This window comes from Terribacillus jepli (genome assembly GCF_047228925.1).
Taxonomy (GTDB): Bacteria; Bacillota; Bacilli; order Bacillales; family Amphibacillaceae; genus Terribacillus.
Genome location: NZ_JBFEGH010000004.1, coordinates 21,573 through 42,891, shown reverse-complemented (window position 1 = coordinate 42,891; position 21,319 = coordinate 21,573). Strand labels below are relative to the sequence as shown.

Sequence of the window (21,319 nt, the reverse complement as noted above, 5' to 3'; positions counted from 1 at the left end):
TCAGCTTTCTTTCACACTTGTCAGGAATTGTTCAAGCAAAACAGTGAATGCAGTCATATCCTGTTCATTGCCGAGTGAAATTCTGACACTATTCGGCATACCGAGCGCATCGCCGGAACGGACGATGAATCCTTTGGAGAGCATATGCTGGAAGACTGCATCCCCGCTTACAGGCAGATCATAGATAAGGACGAAGTTAGTATGGGATTCGTAATATTTGATCTGATGCGCATCACAGAATGCAAGGAAGTTATGTTTGACTTGGTTGTTCTTTGCAATCGATTCTTTGATGAAATCCTGATCGTCAAGCGCCACAATCGCCGCTTTCTGTGCAATCGTCGTATTATTGAACGGACTTCTTACCACGTTGATTTTATGGATGACTTCCGGATGGCCGATACCGTAACCGACTCGAAGCGCAGCGAGACCGTATGCTTTAGAAAAAGTTCTAAGCGTAATCAGGTTCGGGTATTCATCCAATGCAGCAAGAGTGTCGAAGTAGTCATCCGTCTCCAGGAACTCGATATATGCTTCATCCGCTACTACCAACACTTCTTTTGGAACTTGACGGAGGAAGTTGCCGAATTCTGCTTTGGCTATATGGTTTCCTGTCGGATTATTCGGTGTGCAAAGCCAAACGATACCTGTGTTTTCGTCGATTGCTTCCAGCATGGCAGGAAGGTCGTGGAACCCATTTTTTGTCTCGATAGCCCTAACCTCGGCCCCCTCGATCAAAGCATGGTGCGGATATTGGGAGAAGGATGGATGCGCCATCACCGTGTTCAAACCAGGAGCCAGGAAGGTACGGCAGAGCATCATGATGATTTCATCAGATCCTGCGCCAAGAACGATTTGATCGAGTCCTACATTGAAGTGTTCTGCCAATCTCTCTTTCAATGCCGTGCCATACCCATCAGGGTAGATTTCTTGATCATCGGCAAACGTCGGCAACGCTTTTTTCACTTCCGGGGAAAAGCCGTATGGATTCTCATTGGAAGCAAGTTTCACGATGCGATCCAATCCGAATTCCTTCTGAACCTCCTCCATCGGTTTTCCTGGTTTGTAGGCTGTCAATTCATTCAAAATCTGTTTCGCTCTCATTGATGCTCCTCCTTTAAATCGGGACGTAATGTGATTGCCTGCTCGTGATAAACGTGATGAATCTCCTGCTGCGCTAAATCAGTGCGTGCAGTCAGCATAACCCTGATGCATTTCGGCAAACCGCCTTCGATTGCCAGCTCCTGCATGCACATGACAGGTACATAAGTCCAATCATCACGGAAGACACGCATTGCTTTTGCAGGGAATGTCTTGGTCAGATCAGGCGTAGCTGAAATGAGTACTTGTACCACGTCTTCTGGTTCGATGCCATTCTTCACGACCATCTCATCCAGCATCGCTGCAGTTGCCTCTATGATTTGTTTTTCTTCATTATTTGCCACAGTAGTGGCTCCCCTGAAACCTCGTATCATGCTCTGCTCATCCTTTCGAGGAAAGATGTGACAGCATCAAGAAGCATGTCGTGATCGACTTTTTCCGTCACCGGATGTCCGATTTCACGCAGCAGCACCATGTGGACTTCCTTATTTTCCGATTTCTTATCCATTTGCATCCTAGTGACGAGTCTTGCTGCAGAAAGATCAGGCAAATGCAAAGGGTATTGATTCCGCTTCAGCCAGCTTTGGAATTCATCAAGCAACAAATTTGCGCCGAATCTTTTCTCACTTAATTCCAAAGCAAACAGCATGCCAATCGCTACAGCTTCTCCATGCGTAAACGTGCCATATCCTGCTTCGGCTTCAATCGCATGGCCCAGTGTATGACCCAGATTCAAAAACTTGCGCATGTCATTTTCTTTTTCGTCTGCTTCAACGATTTTCGTTTTGACCTTGATGCCTGATGACAAATCCTTGATTAGCTGGTCCTGGTTGTCTTTGTCGAGTGTCTTTCGTGCAAACAGATGGTCAAGGAAAGATCCATCCCCGATATAAGCCTCTTTAATCAGTTCTGCATAGCCGCTCCGCACTTCCTTTTCCGGAAGAGTCTTAATCGTATCGACATCATAGACAACAGCCACTGGAGGGTAGAAGCTTCCAATCAGATTCTTACCGGTCCCATGATTGATCGCAACTTTACCGCCAACACTGGAATCATGCGCAAGGATCGTTGTCGGAAGCTGGATGAAATCAATTCCCCTCATATAGGTACTTGCGACAAATCCAGCAAGATCCCCGATGACCCCTCCGCCAAGAGCAAGGACCAGCGATTTGCGATCAAGTTGCGCTTCAAACATGCTGTCCAATATATCGAAATACATTTCTTTGCTTTTCGCCGCTTCGCCTGGTTCGATGATTTTCTTGGTCACTTTCGCATTCGGCAAAAGTGACGCTATGTAATCATCAAGATAATGCGGGGCGATACTTGTATCCGATACAATGAATACATTTTGATAAGTTTTGGGGAGGAATTCAGCCAATCTATGTCTGATTCCCGCACCTACAGAAACTTTATAACTTGATTGACTCGCTTTGACTGTTATCTGTTCCATCAGAACACCCGGATTTCTTCCCGATAGTTTTTGATTGCTTCCTTGAGCTTAGGAAACTGGTCATTCGGGAATTGTTCCAGAATTGCTTTTGAAATTTCGAATGCCACAACATGCTCCATTACCAGTGCTGCCGCCGGAACAGCACAGCTATCGGAACGTTCGATGCTGGCGTTGAAAGGTTCCTTCGTTTCAATATCCACGCTCTGCAATGGTTTATAAAGCGTCGGGATTGGTTTCATGACACCTTTGACAACGAGAGGCATCCCTGTTGTCATACCACCTTCCAAACCACCGAGTCTGTTCGTTTTCCGGTAATAGCCTTTTTCTTTATCCCAGGCAATCTCATCATGCACCTGACTTCCCGGCAATCTCGCCGCTTCGAAACCAATGCCGAATTCCACACCTTTGAATGCGTTGATGCTCGCCACTGCACCGGCAATACGACCATCAAGCTTTCGATCGTAATGGACGTAAGAGCCAATACCTGCCGGCAACCCTTCCACATAAACTTCCACCACGCCGCCGATGGAGTCTCCGTCCTTTTTCGCCTGATCGATCGCTTCTGTCATCTGCTCGGCAGCCTGAGGATCAAGGCAGCGTACGGAAGATGCTTTTGAAATACTGTCTCTTTCTTCATATGTATACTCCGGGAACTCGACTGCCTTGATGCCGGCAATTTCCTTTGTGTAGCCGACAATATGGATATCCAGTTCAGCCAGGAGCTTCTTGGCAACTGCACCGGCTGCCACGCGTGCAGCAGTCTCACGAGCCGAGGAGCGCTCCAACACATTCCTCATATCCCGATGACCGTATTTCAAGGCACCGTTCAGATCTGCATGCCCAGGTCTTGGGCGTGTGACAATACGCCGGACTGCTTGGGGATCCTCGACCGGGTCTTCTCCCATTACATCTATCCAGTGCTTGAAATCGTCATTATGTATAACCAGTGCAATCGGGGATCCCAGGGTGTAACCATGACGGACACCGCCGACAATATCGACCAAGTCTTTTTCAATCTGCATTCGCTTGCCCCGGCCATGCCCTTTCTGCCTTTCAAGCAGGGATGCATTGATATCCGCGGCAGTCAATGGTAAATAGGAAGGAACACCTTCTATGATGGTTGTAAGCTGTTTACCATGTGATTCACCTGCTGTTAAGTAGCGCATGTATATTCCTCCGTTATATCTGTTTCTTTGTAATTTTAATTACTATAACATAACTTGTTTCTTAAGTGGGAACAATTCTGACAATATTTCCGAACGTGATCGCAAACTTATCATTATTTTCTGCTTAATTCATCAATAGCTTTTCGAAGCCTCTTCATACGGGTTTCTGCCTTTTGAGAGGCAGCCTCGACTGTATACCCATCTTCGATTAATTCTTTCATCAGGATAATCTTCTTGATAGCATAATAATCGAATCTTCTTGTTGCATTCGATTTTTCCTCCACGCTGTCGATATAACCTTTGTCTTCCCAATAACGCAGCTTGCGAATCGGGATGTCACTAATTTTGGATGCATCCCCTATCGTCACCGCCATTTGTTTAAGCAATCCATAATCTATTTCATCCACTGTCCCCCACCCCTTTTGTCGATGTAAGCCCATTATACGTGAAATAGTATATTTGACAACTTATGAAGATTATATATAATTATTGGAGATTAGTTACAAAAGGAGTACGAACATGTTTGTAAATTCAAAAACCCATCGCATTCTATGCAGTGTCGTCACTGCAACCATCATGACCGCCATCATTTCATTTACACTTACAGCTGTCAATTCAGGTCTGCATGCTTTTCCATACGCCACCTGGTTCAGATCTTGGATTATTGCCTTCCTGCTCGTGTTTTCCATTTCCTTCTTCCTGCCGAAATTCGTAATTCGTCATGTATCAAGAATCATCAAAGTCAAAGAATAAAACACGCTATTCAAATTGATCAAGCCCTACGGGATGAAAAGTGATAAGCTGCTCTGAATTGTCGCCCTGGAAATACTCTGAGGGAACGGGGCTGGTGAGCTTTGTCGAGCTGACAAACTGTGCGAAGACGTTACAGTATTCCGGCAGTTTAACTTAAAAATCCGAACTTATGCAAATTCATTGGCAAATTGCATAGTTCGGATTTTTGTTTGACCGGATACTATCGTTCGGGCCTTATTGCTTTTGGTAGAAGAATGTGTCCACAGCCCGCAGCCCGTACGTATTCGGATTGAAGATCTGCTCAGTACTGCCTACAAACAAATAGCCGTTGTACGCCAGTGACTTACTGAACTTATGATAGATATCTGCTTTTGCCTCTTCTGTGAAGTAAATGAGGACATTCCGACAGATGATGAGATCATAATCTGTATCATAAGCATCCGCAAGCAGATTATGCTGCTTGAATTGTATATGCTGCTTTAATTCTTCTTTAATTTGGAATATAGGACCCTCTTGTGTGAAATAAGCGGATTTGATTGCCGCTGGCATTTCTTTCAGTGCCCTTTCATTGTACTTTCCGATTTTCGCTGTTTCCAGCACACGTTGATCCAGATCAGTGGCATGAATCGTGTAGGCTGTACCTTTTGCGTAACGCTCGAGCAGGATGGCCAATGTGTAAGGTTCTTCGCCGGTGGAACAAGCTGCACTCCATATTTTCAACGGCTTCTTTTTTTTAAGCAGTTCAGGGAGGATGCGTCGTTCCAGCACTTCCCATCGCTGATAATTACGATAAAATTCAGACACATTGATAGTCATGCGATCCAGGAACTCGTCCATTAGCGCTGCATCACCACGGATTGCCTGGAAGTATGCCTTGAAATCCTGGTAGCCCCTTTTTTCGCGAAGCGTAGTCAGACGCCTTAGCATCTGTGCTTCTTTATATTGAGATAAATCTATGCCGGTATTTGCTTTAATCTGCTGCACAAAGTATTCATAATCTGCTGCCACATCATGTTCTCCTGTCTATATGTATCTAGTTCCATTTTACTGTATATAAAGGATAGTTGGTAGGAGAAAATAGAAAAAAGTGCTTACTCAAGACAAAACATACAATACTCCGCGAACAATGACTCGGCAAAACATTTCACTTTCTATAAGCATGGTCTCAGCATCTTCACGCTCTAGAGCCAAAGACCAATAACTACGGGATAAGCAATTGCCTTGCAGGATAAAACGACCGGTTCAGCCCTTTCCCAGTGTTTCCAAACAGTCTTTTCGCTTTTCTAATGGAAAAGCGAGGTGTTCAGACTCGTGCTATTCCTGCAGGAAATGAAAACAAATACAAAAAGATATGAGGAGTCTTCGTAATCTGCTTAGTTAGTGTAAGACTAATATAAAAAAAAACCGAACTTACGCAAATCTTTGTTAAAGAATTGCGTCATAGTTCGGGTTTTCATCTAGTGGAAGACTTTTGTCCCAGCTTTTTAAATTCATTCATATAGACATTTTGCTATTACTTGTTCATATTGGATCAGTTCATTTGGTTCGAACATATTCGCTATTTCGCGTTCAGCGCTTTCTGCACTGTCAGAACCATGTATAAGGTTACGGCTCATCTCCACTGCATAATCGCCTCTGATCGTACCAGGTGCTGCTTCCGTTGGTTTGGTTGCCCCGATCATACTCCGTGTCAGCGTAATGGCATCCTTACCTTCCCAGACCATCGCAAATACGGGACCTGATGTAATATAGCTTATCAGTGAATCGAAAAAGGGTTTGCTTTCATGTTCTATGTAATGCGTTTTTGCTTGTTCTTCCGACACTACCATCATCTTTCCCGCAAGGAGCTTCAAGCCTTTCTTTTCGAATCTCGTCACGATTTCCCCAATCAGTCCTCGTTGCACACCATCCGGTTTCACCATCAAAAATGTTTTTTCCATTTTCACTGCAGCTCCCTCTTTATGAACTTCACAGTAATAATAGCAAAAGTGTAAGCGTTTTACAATCAGGAGCTGCGCTTACCTATATGTCTTGCAATTTGTTTCAGTGTATTCCGATCTCTTGTTGGCGGCAGCTTGTCCAATTCCCGGTATGCCTTCTCCAGATAACGGTCACTGATCGCAAGCGATCTCTCGATGGCATCGGATGTTTTGATATGCTGGATAAATGGTTCCAAGGCTTCCCGATCGAGCGCTTCCGGATCACGGAAGGCTTGTGTGAGCCGTTCCTTGAACAAGCGATCTTCGCAAGCCAAGAGTGCAGGGAGCGTCATATTGCCCTGGAGCAAGTCGCCTCCGGCCGGTTTACCCAAATCTGTCTCGGATGCTGTAAAATCAAGCACATCATCGATGATCTGATAGCTCATCCCTACGTAATAACCATATCGATACAATGCTTGTTCATAACCAAGCGCCGCACCAGAGGCAATCGCTCCGAGCCGGGCACTCGCAGCGATTAGGATTGCCGTCTTGCGGCGTATCCGGCGTAGGTAGTCCTTCAGATGCTGCTCAATCCGATATTTATCCCTGATCTGTTCCACTTCACCGATGCAAAGCTCCACGATCGTATGTGCAAGGATCTGATGTGCCCTAGGTTCCTCGAGCTTCGATAAGTATTCCAGGGAACGGGCGAATATATAATCCCCCGCATACATGGCCACTTTATTATCCCACTTCGCTTTTACAGTCGGTTTGCCTCGACGGAGTTCAGCATCGTCAATGACATCGTCGTGGACCAATGATGCCATATGGATCAATTCGAGTGCGACAGCAACGGTTTGTATCCGAGGAAGCTCATATGTACCAAACTTCCCGCTGAGCAAAACAAAAACCGGCCGAATCCGTTTCCCGCCGGCTCGGAGAAGCTGTACCGACGCATCTTCCAGGACAGGATGCTCTGCTCGAATCGTATTGGTCATCGCATCCTCGATCTTGTCCAAGTCCTTTTTTAAATATGAGTAGATCATCGGTAGTTTCATTCATGTCACCTTCATCCGTCCAGACATATTACCAGTCAGCTTCTGACCGCCGGCTTCTCTCCCATGTGCATAGCCGCTACGCCGCCTGTATATGTCTTAATCTTCACGTTCGTCAATCCTGCCTGCTGGAATAATGCACGGAGCTCTTTCTTTCCGGGAAAGTCCTTTGCAGATTCCTGCAGCCAGCTATATTCAGCATAGCTTTTCGCCAAAAGCTTACCAAGCACTGGCATGATCCGCTTGAAATAAAAATAATATGCTTGTTTGAATCCAATCATTGTCGGCTGGGAAGTTTCCAGGCATACTACCTTGCCTCCAGGCTTCACGACGCGGTACATCTCCTTCAATACTTGAAGATAGTCCGGCACATTCCGTAAGCCAAAGCCGATTGTCACAAAATCAAAGGAATCATCCTCAAATGGCAGTTCCATTGCATTTCCCCAAATGAAAGATAACTGCTCATGCGGATTTCCCTCATTTTTCTTTTCTGCTACTGATAACATATTTTTACTGAAATCGAGTCCTGTCACTTTTCCATTTGGCCCAACAGCCTTCGCAAGGGAAAAGGACCAATCACCTGTGCCGCAGCATACATCCAGTGCAGCATCGCCTGGCTTCACCTGCATTTTCTTCATGACACTCTTTCTCCAGGCTCTATGGCGCCTGAAGGAAATGACGGAGTTCATAAAATCATAGCGGTCATATATCTTTTCAAATACGTGATGTACACGCTGTTCTTTCGTTTCTTGTGCCATAATTACCCTTCTTCCAGATATAACTCTTTTTGCCGATTCCCCTGAAGCAAAAGCTTACGGGAAAGCAGCGCATAGGCTGGCGGCAGTAGATCCAGCTTTGCTAGGAGTCTGACTTTAGCAGCTTCCATCTCCTCGTGTATCGCTTCCATCGCAGTCATTCCACTCTCTTGATTTTCGAGGATTGCAGCAAGCTTCAGGGAGAGGGGGGCCTGTTTGTTGCCCCTTGCTTCTCGCTTTAGCTTGCTGATCAAGAAATAGTCATCCAGTGGCTCAAGACTTGCTGTATCGGTGTAGCGGGAAGCTGCTGTCCGGAACAAGCTGCCTTCCAGACGTCCGAGCTTTGTAAAGAATGCTTCCGCTGTTGTCGTATCATAGTAAAGCGACATTTTCTGTTCATTGATTTCCTTGATACTGGTTGCCAGCAACGCCACCATATCAATCTCTCCAAGTCCGGCAAGTATCTGATAATAGAGCGCACTGTAATAATTACCTGCCAGCACCGTCAGCTGTCTGTTCTTCCGTTCTTCGTCGGTCTCGTCGGCCTTGGTAATCCTGATCACTTTATCATGCGTATCCAAGGCCATCTGAATCAGCATGATCGTAACCGCGTAGTCTGTCTGCTGCTTATCGGGCAGGTTCGTTTGACCAAATAGCGTCTGCAATGCCAACAGCTTATTCTCATCCAAGAATGGTTCCTCTGTATTCTCGTCCAGATAAGCCAGCTGCATGCGCTTCTCTATTTTATTTCGTAATGTATGTAGCTCTTCCATGGATGCATAGGACAAAACAATCACCTGCGCCCTTTTCGTATTTCAAACTGTATAAAAAGTATTATAGCACAGCATGTCCCGATTCGTCTTGTCTGCAAGCTCGTCAAATAAAAAGGGACACCTGATAGATTCAGGCATCCCTTATCCTAGCCCATATGTAATTATTTCACACTGTCTTTCAGGGCCTTGCCAGCTTTGAACGCTGGAACTTTGCTCGCTGGAATCTCGATTTCGTTCCCAGTCTGCGGGTTGCGGCCTTTACGTGCAGCACGTTCGCGTACTTCGAAGTTACCGAAACCGATCAATTGTACTTTGTCACCTTGTTTCAAAGAATCCATGATTGAATCGAAAACCGCATCGACAGCTTTCGTAGCATCCTTTTTGGAAAGGTCGCTTTTCTCAGCAACAGTATTGATTAGATCTGTTTTATTCATGTTTACACCTCCCTGACATTACCTTGAACAGAAAAACAATAGCATTTGCTATCATTTGTTCACCATAAAGATAGGTTTTATACCTATCAATACCGCTCGCGTTGCGATATCAACGCTTATAATAAACGACTTAGCAGCATAATTCAACACAAAACGCCATAAAACCTTAAATTTATCTCTATTACAGTATATTTTTGACAAAAAAAATAAAGCGGCTCATTTGCCGCTCATAGAATGATCGCAATCAAACCACCCGATCCTTCGTTGATGATTCTTTCCAGTGTTTCCTTCAATTTGTATCTGGCATTCTCTGGCATCAAACTGATTTTTCCTTGGATTCCTTCTCGTACGATGCTATTGAGGGAACGACCGAAGATATCTGAATCCCAGATGGAAAGCGGATCTTCCTCAAAGTCCTGCATCAGATAGCGTACCAGTTCCTCACTTTGTTTCTCTGTTCCGATAATCGGTGCAAATTCGGAATGGACATCCACTTTGATCATATGGATGCTAGGCGCCACTGCCTTCAGCCGAACACCGAATCGGGAACCTTGTCTGATGATTTCTGGTTCATCCAAAGCCATGTCCTGCAAACTCGGTGCAGCAATACCATAACCTGTCTGTTTGACCATATGCAGTGCATCAGACACTTGGTCGTATTCCCGTTTGGCGTGTGAGAAATCCTGCATAAGCTGCAGCAGATGATCCTTACCGCGGATTTCTTCGCCGACGATTTCCTTCAGTACCTGGTCGTACAAAGCATCCGGAGCATGCAAATCAATTTCGGCAATCCCCTCACCAAGCTCCATTCCTGCCAGATTGGCTCTTTCAATATAATCATATTCATCAAAGTATCCTACCACGCGATCCACATCACGAAGGCGCTTGATATCCTTTACCGTTTCCTGGATGGCCGCTTGATAATTGGAACGAAGCCAATGATCTTCATTAAGCACCATGACCCAGCTTGGCAGATTGACGTTCACTTCCAAAACCGGGAACTCATACAAGGACTCGCGCAGTACGTTATACACATCGTGCTCTGTCATGCTTTCCACGCTCATCGCAATCACCGGGATGTCATATTTCTCACTCAATTCCTGGCGGAGCAGCTCTGTGTTTTGATTATGCGGTGTGACAGAGTTGATGACCATGATGAACGGTTTGCCGACTTCCTTCAGCTCAGATACGACACGCTCTTCCGGTTCCACATAGTCACTGCGGGGAATTTCACCGATTGTGCCATCCGTTGTCACGACGACACCAATGGTGCTATGTTCCTGTATGACCTTGCGAGTCCCGATCTCTGCCGCATCATGAAAAGGAATTGGCTCTTCATACCAAGGCGTATTGATCATACGCGGCCCATTTTCATCCTCGAAACCTTTCGCACTTTCCACCGTATATCCTACACAGTCGACGACCCGGACACTTACTTCCAGACCTTCGTCCACCTGAAGGGAGACGGCGTTGTTCGGGACGAATTTCGGTTCGGTTGTCATGATTGTCCGACCCGCAGCGCTTTGGGGTAATTCATCTTGGGCCCGGGCCCGCTCGGCTTCATCTTCCATGTTAGGCAGGACAACCAGCTCCATGAACTTCTTGATAAAAGTCGATTTCCCGGTTCGGACAGCCCCTACCACCCCAAGGTAGATATCGCCATTTGTCCGTTTCGAGATATCTTTAAAAATATCTACTCTTTCCAAAAGATCCCCTCCCGATCTACTTTCGATGCATGGACAGTCTTAGCTACATACACTAGCAGTTTATGATGTTGTCCTATCCAAATATGCTAGAAATAATGGATTCCTTGCCTGCTGGCATCAAAGGGCGTTTTTGCAGGAAAGGACGAACAGCATATTGCCCTCTGCCGATAATCTATGCGCATGCCTGGGGGTTCATACCATAAAAAAAAGAAGAAGCAGAAGCTTCTTCTTGAAATAGACTAAATATACCCAAGGCAACCTAGAAAAATATGCTGGTGCGAGTTAGTTTATGCGTAAAGGGCAAGGGATGGTAAGTTGTTCTGCCCAATTGCCGCTGTTAGTTTTTGAATAATTTGCTCAATGTGCTCATATCGGCTGGCATGTTGTTACCGATGATCGCTTTGACGATTTTATCTTCTTTCTCTTGCGAAAGAGGCTTGCCTGCCATAGCAGCCAATTGCTTCACCAAACCGCGCACCGTCGCCTCATCTTGGAAGTTCGCACTTTTTACGGAGTTGGCTACCTTGTAGATATCATCAGCCTTCACATTCGATTTTTTCTGAATCTGGTCAATCAGGTTCTTCTGAAAGTCTGCCACATTCATTCCTCCTTGCAGATTAGCTACGAAACAGTATATGCAAGGAATGAGAAAACGTTAGCGGGCATTCAGTACATCTTGAAGATCATCCATTTCATGCTTCGGCAGACGTGTCATCAGCTGATCGACGATGTCCTTTGCTTTGGCGCCATGGAAGAGAATTTGATTGATACCCTTCGTAATCGGCATATCGACACCAGCTTTGGCGGCGAGCTCTGCCACAGCCTCTGTCGTCCGGACACCTTCGACAGCCATCCCCATCTGCGCAAGCGCTTCCTCCAAACTCATGCCTTTTCCGAGCATATTGCCAGTACGCCAATTCCGGCTGTGCACACTTGTGCATGTCACAATAAGATCTCCCATACCGGATAAGCCGATGAATGTCAGCGGATTCGCCCCAAGCTTCGTACCTAGACGGGCAATCTCTGCGAGCCCCCTAGTTATCAAAGCCGCTTTGGCATTATCTCCGTATCCAAGACCATCAGAAATACCTGCTCCAAGCGCAATGATATTTTTTAACGACCCGCCAAGTTCCACACCGACCATATCCGTGATCGTGTATACACGGAAATTCTCATTCATGAACAGCTCTTGGATCTTCTTTGCTTCTTCCATTGCGACAGAGGAAGCGCTCAACGTCGTCGGCTGCCTTTTCGCCACTTCCTCGGCATGGCTTGGACCAGATAGAACAACGACAGGACGATGATCGACAGCATTTAGTTCTTCTTCGATCATCTCGGAAACCCGCTTGCTTGTTTTCGGCTCGATTCCCTTCGTAGCATGCGCGATGACAGCGTCTGCTGGAAGATACGATGACAGCTTTGACGCCACCTCACGAGTTGCTTTGGCAGGGACGACAAGTATGACAGCATCCGCATCGCGTACAGAGTCTCCTAAGTCTGCATATGCGGTAATGGACTCAGGAAGCGTCACTCCGGGCAGGTACTTCTCGTTCAGCCGTTCTTCATTGATTGCTGCGACCTGTCCAGGATTATGCGACCAAAGTCTGACCTCATGCCCATTATCCGCCAAAACCATGGCAAGGGCGGTTCCCCAACTGCCGGCACCGAGTATTGCTGCTATTCGTTGTGTCATATAAATCCTCCTCGTCCCTTTTTAGGATCTTCTTCTTGGGAAAATCTTTATTGGTGTACCAGTGAATCCGAATGCCTCCCTGATGCGATTCTCCAAAAAACGGACATAAGAAAAGTGCATCAATTCCGGATCATTGACGAATACTGCAAAAGCTGGCGGCTTGACCGCCACTTGAGTGGCATAAAGCACTTTCAAACGCTGACCCTTATATGTCGGAGCCGGGTTCATCGCCAAGGCATCCATGATCACATCATTCAACACATTCGTCTGAATGCGTTTGGCATGGTTCTCACTCGCCGTCAGTATCGCTGGCATTAGTGTATGAATCCGCTTTTTCGTCTTGGCGGACAAGAAGACGATCGGAGCATAATCCAGGTAAAGGAAATGCGCCCTGATTTCATCTTCGAACTCTTTCATTTTTTTCTCATCTGATTCAACGGTGTCCCATTTATTAACGACAATTACAATTGCCTTACCCGCATCATGTGCATATCCGGCAATTTTCTTATCTTGCTCGATAATACCTTCTTCCGCATTGATCAGGACAAGGACGACATCGGAGCGTTCAATCGCTTTCAATGCCCTGAGAATGCTGTATTTCTCTGTCGTTTCATATACTTTTCCGCGTTTGCGCATACCGGCAGTGTCGATGATGACAAAATCCTGTCCTTCTCTGGTAAATGTTGAATCCACTGCATCACGTGTCGTCCCTGCAACATCACTTACGATGACACGCTCTTGATTGAGCAGTGCATTCACCAGGGATGATTTACCGACATTCGGCCTGCCGATCAAACTGAAATGGATCGTCTCTTCATCTTCCTGCATCTCGGCACGTTCAGGGAAATGCTGGACAGTTGCGTCAAGCAAATCACCCAGACCTAAACCATGTGTACCAGAAATCGGGAATGGCTCTCCAAAGCCAAGGCTGTAAAACTCATAAATCTGATCCCGCATTTCCGGGTTGTCCACTTTATTGACAGCCAGTACAACTGGCTTATTGGAACGGAATAAAATCTTCGCTACTTCTTCATCCGCTCCCGTGATACCCTCGCGTCCATTCACCATAAAGATGATGACATCTGCTTCTGCTATGGCAAGTTCTGCCTGTTCGCGGATTTCCACTAGAAATGGTGCATCTCCGATTTCGATACCGCCGGTGTCAATTATGTTAAACGGCTGGTTCAGCCATTCAGCTTCCGTATAGATTCTGTCACGTGTCACACCAGGTGTATCTTCCACAATGGAGATCCTTTCCCCGGCCAGACGGTTGAATATGGTTGATTTTCCTACGTTTGGTCTGCCTACAATGGCAACTACTGATTTCCTCATGAAAGGAACATCCTTTCCTACTTTCCTTTATATGCTGGTCCTTCTGTTGCAACCTAACTGTTTCATTCTAGCAAAAGCGCCATAGGGAAACAATATATTTCGACATCATGTACGTTTGGCAGTCCATTTCGATCTATTCCGCAGATATTTTCTCAGCTCACCCGCAAGTTTAGCAACTATCAACAATAACAAAACGGTACCCAACACATCCAATGCTTTAAAACCGCCTGCTTCCTGATGAAGTCCATAGATATCCAATAAAAATAGATACATCACTTCCCCCATGGCAAATCCTAAGCAAATGATACCAAGCTGCAAGTAAAAATCCCTAGTCAGGTAAAAGACAAGTGCAAATAAAATCAGTGAAAATATAAGAATACGCGGAATCGGCAGTGCGATAGGATTTGTCAGTTCCCAAAGCAACATGCCAGTATAACCAATCCCCAGACAAATACTTCCAAAAGTGCCGCGGCCCACTCGTTTACTGGCAAATATAAATAAGTAACCGATGACAGCAAGCAGAAAAACCGTTGCAAAAATTCGGTGTCCAGCAAAATCAAAGGAAAAACCAGATAATGATATCGTGAGTAATATGGCAAATCCAAATAATGTCCTTGCCAATGAATGTCTCATAAAAAAAGTCACCAGGACCCAGCTGATCCAAGTTGCCCAGAAAAAGTAAAACCCCTCCATATATTCGCCTCCTTTTATCAGCATTATGACAAGAGAGGAGGAAAACTATACGTCGAGGGCAAAAAAAGACCAAGGCTGCCCAGAGGCAATCTTGGTCTCATTTTTACTGCTTATACTTGTTCAATTTGTCACCGAGAATATCTCCAAGCTGGAAGCCGGAATGCTCCTCTTCTTTTTCATATTCTTTGATGACAGCATTATTTTCATCTTGTTCCAATTCCTTGATGCTCAGACTCATTCGTTTTTCAGACTCGTTCACATCAAGTACTTTCACTTGTACCTTTTGTCCTGGCTCCAATACTTCCTGCGGCGTACCGATGTGACGGTTGGCGATTTGGGAAATGTGGACAAGACCTTCGACACCAGGGAATACTTCGACGAATGCGCCGAAACTTACCAGACGTTTCACTTCACCCTCAAGCACATCCCCTGCTTGTGCGCGGTCACTGATGTTTTCCCATGGTCCAGGGAGTGTCTCTTTCAGGGATAGGCTGATGCGCTCGCTGTCTTTGTCGACACTTAGCACTTTGACTTTGATTTCCTGGCCTTCTGTCACCACATCGGATGCCTTTTCCACGTGTTCGTGGGAAAGTTGGGAGATGTGTACGAGACCGTCGATTCCGCCTCCGATGCTGACGAAGACACCAAAATCAGTCAAACGCTGTACTGTACCGTCAATCACTTGACCTGCTTCCAGGCTGTCCAGCACATCCTGCTTTTTGGAAGCTTCCTCTTCCTCTGCTACTGCACGGTGGGAAAGGATGACACGGTTTTGTTCGCGATCAAGCTCGACCACTTTCAACGTAAGCGGTTTGCCTTTGTATTCTTCGAACTCTTCGACAAAATACGTTTCCACAAGTGAAGCTGGAATGAATCCGCGAAGACCCACATCTACGACAAGACCGCCTTTGACGACTTCCTTGACTTCTGCTTCGAATACTTCTCCGGATTCGAATTTCGCTTCCAAGTCTTCCCAAGCAAGTTCAGCTGTAACCGCGCGCTTGGAAAGGACGACTTCTTCGTCATCCACTTTTTTCACTTTTAGTGTCAACTCTTCACCTTCACTTACTGCGTCGGCAGCACGCTCTACATGAAGACTGGATAATTCACTGATTGGCAGGATACCTTCCACTTTGTAGCCGATGTCTACCAAAGCTTGTTTATCTTCTACTTTCACCACTTTACCGGTTACAGTATCACCTACAGACAATTCCTTGAAATCAGTAGCTTGCTCATTCATTTCATCCATCAAAGAGACCTCCTTCAGTTTACAAGACAAAACATAAGTAAAAAAACATAGAAATGTCCTTTTTTCTAACTTCTAACATTTGAAGATATTTGTCAAGTGATAGGGCATCTATCCGGCATGCTTGTTTATCAGAAGTTGGATTTCATCCATGATCACTTGCGACACTTCTTTGGCTGGTGCTTTCCGCGCTCTCAGCTCTTCCATATCAATCGGCGGTCCATAGATTACTTTCAATGCTTTTACCCCTTTATAGGAGCCGATAATCGCACAAGGTACAACTTTCGCTTCTGAACGCATCGCAAAGAATCCTATTCCAGGAAGCGGCTTACCGAGCTTGCCATCCTTGCTTCTGGTCCCCTCCGGGAATAGTCCCATTGTCTTGCCTTCTGCCAGGATATCCAAGCCAACGCGAATCGCACTCCGATCCTGCATGCCACGCTTGACCGGAAACACATTCAAATGTTTCATCAAGAAACCGAGCGGCTTGAATTTGAAAAGCTCACTTTTTCCCATGAAGGAAATATCACGCGGACAAGTGATTCCTAAAACGGGTGGATCGAAATTGGAGATATGGTTGGCACAGACCAGTACCGGGCCTTCCTTAGGAACATGCTCCTTACCGTATACCTTTATACGAAAAATCGGATAAAGGACGGCACTTACTATCACCTTACCAACGGAATATAATGACATAATCCCCTCTCCTTATTTCCCAATCACGTTGTAAACTGCGTCAAGAATCTTCTCGACGACTCCCTCGATCGATAGCGCAGTCGTATCGATCTCCACAGCATCTTCCGCTTTTACAAGCGGGGATGCTTCCCTTTCGGAATCGAGCTTGTCCCGGAGGCGTATCTCTTCTTTCAACTGCGCCAAGTCCGCCTCGAACCCTTTGGCGATATTCTCTTTATAACGACGCTCTGCGCGTTCCTCCACAGAAGCGATCATGAAAATCTTCACGTCGGCATCCGGAAGGACACGAGTCCCGATGTCGCGGCCATCCATGACGATGCCATTATCAGCTGCAAGTTTCTGCTGGCGTCTCACCATTTCTTCCCGTACCAGCGGATGTTTGGCAACGACGGATACATTATTCGTCACTTCATTCGTACGAATTGCTTCAGTCACGTCATTGCTGTTCACAAGTACTTTTTGACCGTCGTCGTGCTGCATCAGGACGATATCTATCCCTTGAAGCAAGGTTAGCAGCGCTTCTTCTGATTCCAAGTCGGCTCCTGCTTCGAGTGCTGTCAGCGTAAGCGCCCGATACATAGCACCAGTATCCACATAGACGAATTGTAATTTCTTGGCAACCAACTTGGATACGGTACTCTTGCCTGCAGCAGCAGGTCCATCAATAGCGATAGCGATATTTTTCGACTTCATCTAATTCAATCCTTTTTCTCATCGTAATCGGAAATAAAACCTAATAAAGCATAACATAGGATAGCAGCCTGGTCTATTTGAAGTCTACATCATCTGCTGTCCTTTTTTCGCTGTTCCCGCTGGCGCTCGAAGCAAAAGCGTATAATTGCTTGTCTGTCCCGTTCCTGGATATTGTCAAACTGAATACTGGCAAGGATTTTCCCTGATTTTTCATTGCGGGCGATACGGACGATGTGTCCGGGCGCAGTCAAAAAAGCTGGACCGTCTTTTTGCAAGGTATAAGCAATATACAGCTTCACCTTCATCTTTTCCTGGAACCCATGATTTTCTGGCAGCAGCATGGATAACCCGCCCCCGCTGATATCAAGTGTAATGGATGAGACAGGGTTGATCTCTCTTTCCTCACTATAGAGAGCCACATCCGTGCATGCGGATATCCGCACGTACTGACGACGCTGTATTTTCCGGATTTCTCCTTCTTTTGGCATGGATAGCATCAAAGCAGGAACTTTTAACATTTCCTTGCCTTTTATTGTTGTAACAAATGTATAGGCGTTGTCATCTTCTGTTACATATAAGGCTTTGAAAACCGTTCCGACTGGAAAAATGTCTGTCCTTTTTGTCTTTTCATTTATCGGGTACCCGATATAAATCTCATCGTCTGTCAAATCTATTACTTTGGACCGATATCGTAGCCATTTTTCACTATTTGAAACATCTGTTATTTCTAATAACAAAGTACTACCGATTTTCAGCAAGCGCCTCTCCTCTTCCCTTGAATCGTTCTTTCTTCCTATTATTGCAAAAATAATCAAAAAGGGGAAGGCTGTTTGCCATCCCCTTTACGTACTTTGCAAGAAACGTGCTTCTGTCGTCGTCTGTTTCTCGATTTCTTCTTCCTGTCCTGTATCCGCATTTACATAGATACGGTACGTTTCATCATTACGTGTGCCCATGATTTCATACACAAGCGTTTCTTCATGTGTATCGTTCTCGATCAAAGCAAGATGGGTTTCCTGGACTTGGACATTTTGGTTGAGTTTCTTGGTCGCTTGTTCTTCTGTCAGCTTAGGTTTGGCTATGTCACGCTCGTGATGATTCATGAAATAGTCACGGGCATTATAACCTAGAATATCGCCATTATCGAGCGCGACCTTGACCTGGACAATATCTGCATAAATGCGTACATCGTCCTGGACAGGTACAAAGAAGAAGATACCCACGGAATCGTATTGACTGCTCTGGACCATTTCCATTTCCGTCAATTTCTGTTTTTCAAGAAAGTCCTGAGCTTTTTGCTGCGCATCATGCAAGCCTAATTTCGGATCCTCCCGATCCCGCTGCATCATCAATGTGAGGATATGGCCGCCTTTTTGACTGATATCAGCATAACCGCTTTCCCCATCCTTTTCATATGAGAGACTGTAAAGCGGTACATCCGATCCCTTGCCTGATTTTCCGCCTGAGATACCACTGATGGTATTCAAATCAAAGGCTTTCGCTGCTATTGTTTTCGCTTGTTTCTGGTTGATTCGCTCACCGGTGACTCCTTCGAATTTATGCTCTTCATTGGAGGCGGGCAAAGCGCCATTGTTAAAGTCCTTTTCTTCGTTGAAACCGCCTGAACTATTCTCTACTGTCTCAAAACTTGAAATGATGGCATTATCCGAGTGATCCGGTTCGTCATCCGACAATGCCATTTCCACATCGCTCCAGTGTAGATTATTACCGAGGACGGTGTTTTGGACATTCCGAAGTTCATCCTTGATTTGACCTGCGTTATCATGCAATTTCTCCAAGCGCTGCATTTCTTCCTCTGACAACGGTTCCTTGTCCAAGTCCCTTACAGCTGTTTTGTACGTAAAATCCCCGATGTTGGTCAAAAATTTCTCCGTTTTTTCAAAGGGCATCAGTGCAAGCGGCAGCTGGCCGACATCCGTATGCGCTTCGGAGGATAACCGCCAAATTTCCGCCAATTGCGGTGACAGGGAATCCCTGGAATTCATTGCAAGTGTCGCTCCGATTTTATCATGCAGCGTGTCAATCCGATAAGTCAGCTCATGGAAGGAACGCTGATAGTTGTTTTCTGCCTGCATCCTAATGTCATTCTTTTCCTGACGTTCATTCATACCCCAGATTGCGGTTCCTGTAAGCGCCAAAGCAAGAACTCCGATTATCACCCATTTGTACATCCTTCGCTCTCCTTTCTACATACAGAAAATATGCTCACCAATCGTTTTGATTTGCGGTCTGCCCCAAATCCATGGTGAAGTGGCTGTGTTCGGATTGAAATAATAAATCGCTCCGCCCGAAGGATCCCAGCCGTTGATTGCATCGATTACCGCCTGTTCGGCTGTTTCATCCGGCGTCAGCCATATTTGTCCATCAGCAACTGCCGTAAATGCTCTTGGCTCAAAGATGACACCGGAAATCGTATTCGGAAACGATGGATCTTCCACTCTGTTCAGGATGACGGCTGCGACCGCTACCTGTCCTTCATATGGTTCCCCGCGTGCTTCTCCATGCACAGCATTTGCCATCAGTTTAATATCATTCTGGGAATAACCATTGGGAACGTTGACCGCGGATGTATTCTGCGGTTTTGCCTTACTGCCTTCATTACCACCGTTACCACCGTTACCGCGCTTTTTCACTTGCTGCTCCTGCGGTGTGCCGCCATAATAGGTAAATGTATTTCCTTCCTGGATTTGACGCATGACAAAGGCTTTATCATAATTTGTAATGGATACCAATTTATCTTTTGCCTGCTTGCCTGCGACACCGTCGATTTCCATTCCGAATTCATATTGGAAATTGCGCAATGCCCAATACGTACTCCAGCCGAAAACGCCGTCTATTTTTTTATTATAGAATCCTGCATATTGCAAACGGGCTTGCAATTCCACCACGTCATCCCCTGTGGCTCCGTGCTGGATCACCTGTTCGGAAAAGGCACTGGTCTGCACAGGTGCCGACAGGATTAAACCTAATAGGAGCAGAGCAGCACAAAACAATTGACAAAGCCGAAACTTCTTGAATTCCATTGTTCATTTCCTCCAACCTAACTATGATCTGACTACCGATAGCTTTCTTCCAGAGCGACTATATTATGCAACAAAAAAAGAGTCAGGCAGATTAACTGCCTGACTCTTTCATTTGTATCTGTTCAATAGGATGGCGGATTGCTGCTCGCACTTTACGGAGTCCGATGATCCAAAGAATGATCATGAACGGTGCCTGTACATAAACCCAATTGAATGTCACTGCCAAAAGGATGTAATCGTACAATCCATGCAGCAAAAAAGGAACCAGCATCGCACCGAATACGCGTAAACGAGGATGCCTGCTCCCAAACTTTGCCCGACCGAGGTAATATCCCATCAATACGCCAAACAGTGCATGGGATGACACTGGGAAAAGGGCACGTGTAAAAGCATAATCAACACCATGAGCAAATAAATAAAGTACATTCTCTACCGTAGCAAAACCTAAGCTTATGCTGACACCATAGATGATTCCATCATAAACAGAGTCCATTTCTGTATGCCGGAAAGCAGTATACAGGAAAATGAACCATTTGAAGAATTCCTCCATGAATCCGATGGTAAAGAAAGAATAGACGAGCGGATGCGTACTGACTCCTTCTGCTTTCAATGCATATTGAATGAACATGATTGGAAATACAAGCAGCGCGCCATATAGAAAAGTCCGCAATACCATGCCGAGCGGCTCGGGCTCCAAACGGTCCTTCAAATAGAAGAAGGTAAGCAGCGCGAGTGCTGGGGCAATCGCAGCGGAAAGGATGGTAAGCATGATAGCACCTCTTCCAACTAACAATCTACCTTTATCGTACCATG

24 protein-coding genes are annotated in these 21,319 nt (G+C 45.7%); 1 reads left to right on the top strand and 23 read right to left on the bottom strand.

Translation table 11 applies throughout. From position 1 onward, the window contains the following. The 5 genes from hisC to AB1K91_RS05985 form a co-directional block, all read right to left on the bottom strand. Positions 1-1,101 (bottom strand): histidinol-phosphate transaminase, encoded by a 1,101-nt coding sequence (hisC, locus tag AB1K91_RS06005; RefSeq protein ID WP_413088879.1) that lies wholly within the window; start codon positions 1,099-1,101, stop codon positions 1-3. Further along, entirely contained in the window at positions 1,098-1,472 is a 375-nt protein-coding gene (aroH, locus tag AB1K91_RS06000) for a chorismate mutase (RefSeq protein ID WP_413088878.1), read from the bottom strand. Before aroH ends, hisC begins: the two co-directional genes overlap by 4 nt. Further along, the gene (gene aroB, locus AB1K91_RS05995) at positions 1,469-2,548 is read right to left on the bottom strand and encodes a 3-dehydroquinate synthase (RefSeq protein ID WP_413088877.1); all 1,080 of its coding nucleotides are present in this window, start codon (positions 2,546-2,548) and stop codon (positions 1,469-1,471) included. Before aroB ends, aroH begins: the two co-directional genes overlap by 4 nt. Continuing rightward, on the bottom strand, positions 2,548-3,714 hold the full coding sequence (gene aroC, locus AB1K91_RS05990; protein ID WP_413088876.1) for a chorismate synthase: 1,167 nt from the start codon (positions 3,712-3,714) through the stop codon (positions 2,548-2,550). Before aroC ends, aroB begins: the two co-directional genes overlap by 1 nt. Positions 3,715-3,827: 113 nt before the next feature. Further along, positions 3,828-4,121 (bottom strand): MerR family transcriptional regulator, encoded by a 294-nt coding sequence (locus AB1K91_RS05985; RefSeq protein WP_413088875.1) that lies wholly within the window; start codon positions 4,119-4,121, stop codon positions 3,828-3,830. Between the two features lie 112 nt (positions 4,122-4,233). Between AB1K91_RS05985 and AB1K91_RS05980 the strand changes: the two genes are divergently transcribed. Further along, positions 4,234-4,467, top strand: coding sequence for a DUF2798 domain-containing protein (locus tag AB1K91_RS05980; protein WP_413088874.1), 234 nt, complete (start codon positions 4,234-4,236; stop codon positions 4,465-4,467). A 234-nt stretch (positions 4,468-4,701) separates the two neighbouring features. Here the strand turns inward: AB1K91_RS05980 and AB1K91_RS05975 are convergent, their stop codons facing one another. From AB1K91_RS05975 to prsW, 18 genes are all read right to left on the bottom strand, one after another. Continuing rightward, entirely contained in the window at positions 4,702-5,475 is a 774-nt protein-coding gene (locus AB1K91_RS05975) for a CheR family methyltransferase (protein ID WP_413088873.1), read from the bottom strand. Positions 5,476-5,957: 482 nt separating this feature from the next. Beyond that, entirely contained in the window at positions 5,958-6,407 is a 450-nt protein-coding gene (gene ndk / locus AB1K91_RS05970) for a nucleoside-diphosphate kinase (RefSeq protein ID WP_413088872.1), read from the bottom strand. Between the two features lie 65 nt (positions 6,408-6,472). Continuing rightward, positions 6,473-7,444, bottom strand: a complete 972-nt coding sequence (gene hepT / locus AB1K91_RS05965) for a heptaprenyl diphosphate synthase component II (RefSeq protein ID WP_413088871.1) — start codon at positions 7,442-7,444, stop codon at positions 6,473-6,475. A 35-nt stretch (positions 7,445-7,479) separates the two neighbouring features. Next, a complete protein-coding gene (gene menG / locus AB1K91_RS05960; protein WP_413088870.1) occupies positions 7,480-8,199 on the bottom strand; it encodes a demethylmenaquinone methyltransferase in 720 nt (239 codons plus the stop codon). 2 nt (positions 8,200-8,201) lie between these two features. Beyond that, on the bottom strand, positions 8,202-8,984 hold the full coding sequence (locus AB1K91_RS05955; protein WP_413088869.1) for a heptaprenyl diphosphate synthase component 1: 783 nt from the start codon (positions 8,982-8,984) through the stop codon (positions 8,202-8,204). Positions 8,985-9,130: 146 nt separating this feature from the next. Continuing rightward, positions 9,131-9,403, bottom strand: a complete 273-nt coding sequence (locus AB1K91_RS05950) for an HU family DNA-binding protein (protein ID WP_093728344.1) — start codon at positions 9,401-9,403, stop codon at positions 9,131-9,133. Positions 9,404-9,630: 227 nt separating this feature from the next. Next, a complete protein-coding gene (spoIVA, locus tag AB1K91_RS05945; RefSeq protein WP_413088868.1) occupies positions 9,631-11,109 on the bottom strand; it encodes a stage IV sporulation protein A in 1,479 nt (492 codons plus the stop codon). 337 nt (positions 11,110-11,446) lie between these two features. Next, positions 11,447-11,707: a stage VI sporulation protein F gene (locus tag AB1K91_RS05940; protein WP_413088867.1), complete on the bottom strand. Its 261-nt coding sequence runs from the start codon at positions 11,705-11,707 to the stop codon at positions 11,447-11,449. A 57-nt stretch (positions 11,708-11,764) separates the two neighbouring features. After that, positions 11,765-12,802 (bottom strand): NAD(P)H-dependent glycerol-3-phosphate dehydrogenase, encoded by a 1,038-nt coding sequence (locus AB1K91_RS05935; protein ID WP_413088866.1) that lies wholly within the window; start codon positions 12,800-12,802, stop codon positions 11,765-11,767. Positions 12,803-12,823: 21 nt separating this feature from the next. Beyond that, positions 12,824-14,134 carry a ribosome biogenesis GTPase Der gene (gene der, locus AB1K91_RS05930; protein WP_413088865.1) on the bottom strand — a complete coding sequence of 437 codons (1,311 nt, stop codon included), beginning with the start codon at positions 14,132-14,134 and terminating at the stop codon, positions 12,824-12,826. 105 nt (positions 14,135-14,239) lie between these two features. After that, positions 14,240-14,827 carry a YphA family membrane protein gene (locus AB1K91_RS05925; RefSeq protein ID WP_413088864.1) on the bottom strand — a complete coding sequence of 196 codons (588 nt, stop codon included), beginning with the start codon at positions 14,825-14,827 and terminating at the stop codon, positions 14,240-14,242. Positions 14,828-14,930: 103 nt separating this feature from the next. Next, positions 14,931-16,076 carry a 30S ribosomal protein S1 gene (gene rpsA / locus AB1K91_RS05920; protein ID WP_413088863.1) on the bottom strand — a complete coding sequence of 382 codons (1,146 nt, stop codon included), beginning with the start codon at positions 16,074-16,076 and terminating at the stop codon, positions 14,931-14,933. 108 nt (positions 16,077-16,184) lie between these two features. Further along, positions 16,185-16,769: a lysophospholipid acyltransferase family protein gene (locus AB1K91_RS05915; RefSeq protein WP_413088862.1), complete on the bottom strand. Its 585-nt coding sequence runs from the start codon at positions 16,767-16,769 to the stop codon at positions 16,185-16,187. Between the two features lie 12 nt (positions 16,770-16,781). Next, entirely contained in the window at positions 16,782-17,462 is a 681-nt protein-coding gene (gene cmk, locus AB1K91_RS05910) for a (d)CMP kinase (protein ID WP_413088861.1), read from the bottom strand. An 89-nt stretch (positions 17,463-17,551) separates the two neighbouring features. Beyond that, complete coding sequence (locus AB1K91_RS05905; RefSeq protein WP_413088860.1) at positions 17,552-18,220, bottom strand: flagellar brake protein; 669 nt, start codon at positions 18,218-18,220, stop codon at positions 17,552-17,554. Between the two features lie 84 nt (positions 18,221-18,304). Beyond that, positions 18,305-19,654, bottom strand: a complete 1,350-nt coding sequence (ypeB, locus tag AB1K91_RS05900; protein ID WP_413088859.1) for a germination protein YpeB — start codon at positions 19,652-19,654, stop codon at positions 18,305-18,307. 15 nt (positions 19,655-19,669) lie between these two features. Beyond that, positions 19,670-20,506 (bottom strand): spore cortex-lytic enzyme, encoded by an 837-nt coding sequence (gene sleB / locus AB1K91_RS05895; RefSeq protein ID WP_413088858.1) that lies wholly within the window; start codon positions 20,504-20,506, stop codon positions 19,670-19,672. 91 nt (positions 20,507-20,597) lie between these two features. Continuing rightward, positions 20,598-21,275: a glutamic-type intramembrane protease PrsW gene (prsW, locus tag AB1K91_RS05890; RefSeq protein WP_413088857.1), complete on the bottom strand. Its 678-nt coding sequence runs from the start codon at positions 21,273-21,275 to the stop codon at positions 20,598-20,600. Between the last annotated feature and the right edge of the window lie 44 nt (positions 21,276-21,319).